The organism is Escherichia sp. AM3 (assembly GCF_032029835.1).
GTDB classification, from domain to species: Bacteria; Pseudomonadota; Gammaproteobacteria; order Enterobacterales; family Enterobacteriaceae; genus Escherichia; species Escherichia coli.
In genome coordinates, this window is sequence record NZ_JAVUPQ010000174.1 from 1 (window position 1) to 3,086 (window position 3,086).

Annotated in this window: 2 protein-coding genes; both read right to left on the reverse strand. The window is 43.5% G+C overall.

Annotated elements, in window-relative coordinates:
* The coding region (casA, locus tag RTW80_RS23510; RefSeq protein ID WP_312720455.1) for a type I-E CRISPR-associated protein Cse1/CasA at positions 1-280 on the reverse strand (280 nt) is incomplete at its 3' end.
* A gap of 438 nt (positions 281-718) precedes the next feature.
* The coding region (gene cas3 / locus RTW80_RS23515) for a CRISPR-associated helicase/endonuclease Cas3 (RefSeq protein ID WP_312720452.1) at positions 719-3,086 on the reverse strand (2,368 nt) is incomplete at its 5' end.

Genomic DNA, 3,086 nt, shown 5'->3' on the forward strand with positions numbered 1-3,086 from the left:
GCATAAAGGGATGTTCTGCGTGATTAAGGTAGAACATATCTATCCACGGCGCGATGAGTTGTTGAAACTCATCTTCAGTGAGCGGATTCATTATGCGATGTCGAAATTCAACGTCATCTTTTGCCGGGGCGATAATTTGCCCAATGCAAACCAGCAGTGCTAAAGCGGCCAGTTCCATATCGTCACGGGGCAAACTTAATCGCCACTGATCTCTACTGCAGTATAGCGATTGCAGATTTATGATTTGGACTTTCCCCCCGTTTCGCGGGCGTACAGGGATCTAGTTATCAATAAGCAAATTCATTTGTTCTCCTTCATATGCTCCGACATTTCTCCTGCATTTCTATACGTCGGCACACTTCCGTTATCGGTAAAAACAAAGAAAAAATACGGCGTAATTAATTCAATACTCACATTCACTGCAAAAATATATTCATTGGTTTAATACAATTAACCTATACATATATTAAGATGTGTTGAATTGTTTAAAGACAATAATGCATGCATTTCAAATCTGCAAGTTATTCGTTTTATTATTAAAGAAACTTTTAGTTATAATAATTACCATAAATTTTATTACATAAAATATTCATACTGTGAATATAAAATCTCATACCGGGAAATTAAAAGAAGATGTACATTGTGCACCTTCCCTACTTAAGTAGGGATAAACCGTTATTGGTCTTATTATCGTCATTGATAACAATCATTCCCGAAGTTATTTGGGATTTGCAGGGATGACTCTGGTCATCCCTTCATCCCCTGTATAGGTAATAACAATACTGTTACCCTGCCAGACCCATCCATCCAGATTCTGTTTCCCTTCCAGCCAAAGTAACCCATCTTCATCTACTACTTCAGAAAAACTACGTTTCCAGGTGAAGGGTACATTGACGCGATTAAGTGCAAGCGCCTCATACTGCTGTTCATGACTTAGGTCCTCGTAGACCTGGCCATCGAGCAGTTGTTTACCTGAAGACGTTTGTACATAAGGCAATAATGGCAGGCTCATTTCCCCATCCCTCGTTACCGCAAGAATGGTTTCATCGTTATCCTGCAAGCTATATTCTTCAGCCCACTGCAGGACCTTGCGAGCCTTGAACCTTTTTTCACACTCGGCGCTTTCAAATTTATCCATGCCATTGCCGACCCATTCTGGCTCATCCATTTCCGCATCATCGTAAATGCTATCCAGCCATTGCCGGTAAGCATCAGGGAAAAATAAGGATGCTCCATTAAGCTCCTCAATATGTTGCTGCGTCCGCCACATGACTCTAACGTTGCTATAAATATGCTCATGTCGTCCGTAACCCTCGCCATCAGGCAGCAAAATGGTGGCAACAGGAATCTCAAAACCAGCGGGACGATATTTGCGATGATGGCGATGTAAACGGCCCAATCGTTGGAAAAGCAAATCTGCAGGACAATGCTGAGTAATTAACCAATCAAAATCAACGTCGAGTGATTGTTCCACGACCTGGGTTGCGACAAGTATCCGTCCAACATTTCGCTTCCCATTTTTGCCGAAATTGCTAATAACTCGATTCTCTTTTTCACGACGATCGTTCAGCGTAAAGCGCGCATGAAACAAATCTATATCTACTTGCGTGTTATTTAGCTCCTTTAGCCGTTGGTAGCATACTTGTGCAACGTCAACCAAATTGCAAATAAGACAGGCCTGTGCACCCGCGTTTGCCGCTGCGATCATTCGCTCTAACATCGTAAGGTCAGGTAACATGTCAGCTAAATAAATAGGTTCTGGCTGAATCGAAAAGCGGGGCGGGAGTTGTTCTGGATGAGCTAGCAGATCAAAACGTTGCGCACCATTCACACCTCGCCAGTTAATGAGTGGATATGCGGAGTTATTTTCCACTGGATCTGTATGCAGACCATAAGTATCCAGAAGTTTCTGTTTTTGTTTCATTGGTAGGGTTGCGGAAAGAAGAATAACACTCCCTCCCACATCAGCCTGAGCCTTGAGCACTGCCTCCAGCAAGCCGTTCATATAGGTGTCGTAAGCATGAACTTCATCAACAATTAAAACACTTCGACCAATTCCCAAACCACGGATAAAGCGGTGTTTAACTGGCAATACCGATATCAACACCTGATCAATCGTGCAAACGCCGATTTGCCCAAGAAACACTTTCTTATTGCTTTGTGACAACCACTGACAACACTGAACCCACGCTTCTTCTTGCCCCTGTTCAGTAATCGCGCGTGATTTTATTGATTGAAAGAGGTGGTTAAACCGTGAATTGCCATGAGCAAGAATAAGATTTGGGGATGAAAATAAGTGGCTCGCGCTCGCTTCCATTCTCGTAAGCATAGCATTCGCGGTAGCTTGTGTTGGGAGGGCAAAAATAACACTATCCGCAATTTGTTGATCAATAAGTTTCCAAGCATAGGCCAGCGCTGTTTCCGTTTTACCGGAGCCTGTAGGTGCCTCTATTACCGTCAGCCCGGGAGCTACTGGAAGAGCATCAACTAACACCTGTAATTGTCTGGGTTGATAGCCATTGTCCAGTAGTGCATGAACACCTTCATAACATCGCTTATTTGATACAAGTCCACTCAACTCCAATACCCGGCTCGCATCCTGCTGTCGGTCCTGGAAATACGTTCTCAGAGCATTTATGTCGGAAGGCGCATCCTCATTAAACAGAAAGGTATTCGTTGTAGTCCAGGAGCCTAACCAGTCAGCAAGCGAGCAAAAACCTGCTAACAGTGATGAACAATCAGGTGGTATATCGTTTATAGATAACCCCGCTGGCGTTAAAAATAATGCTTCCAGTACAGATATCCACTCCTCACGAGCCTGTTTATCTTGCGCAGCATAAGATGCCAGAGAAGCTGGCATTTCCCAACGCGACTTATCTTGATCCTGGGAATGTAATATAAAACCATGATGTCCTGTAACGGCCTCTACCCATGGAAACCAGGACTCATAAGGATGAGGAGCGGCATCAAAAAAACTGAAAAAATCCCCGAGAGATTGCTCTGAAAGTGAATCCTGGTTAAACCAATACAGACCGGCTGCACCATGATTAAATTTACGGCACATTTGTGTTGATGGACCATTAAGT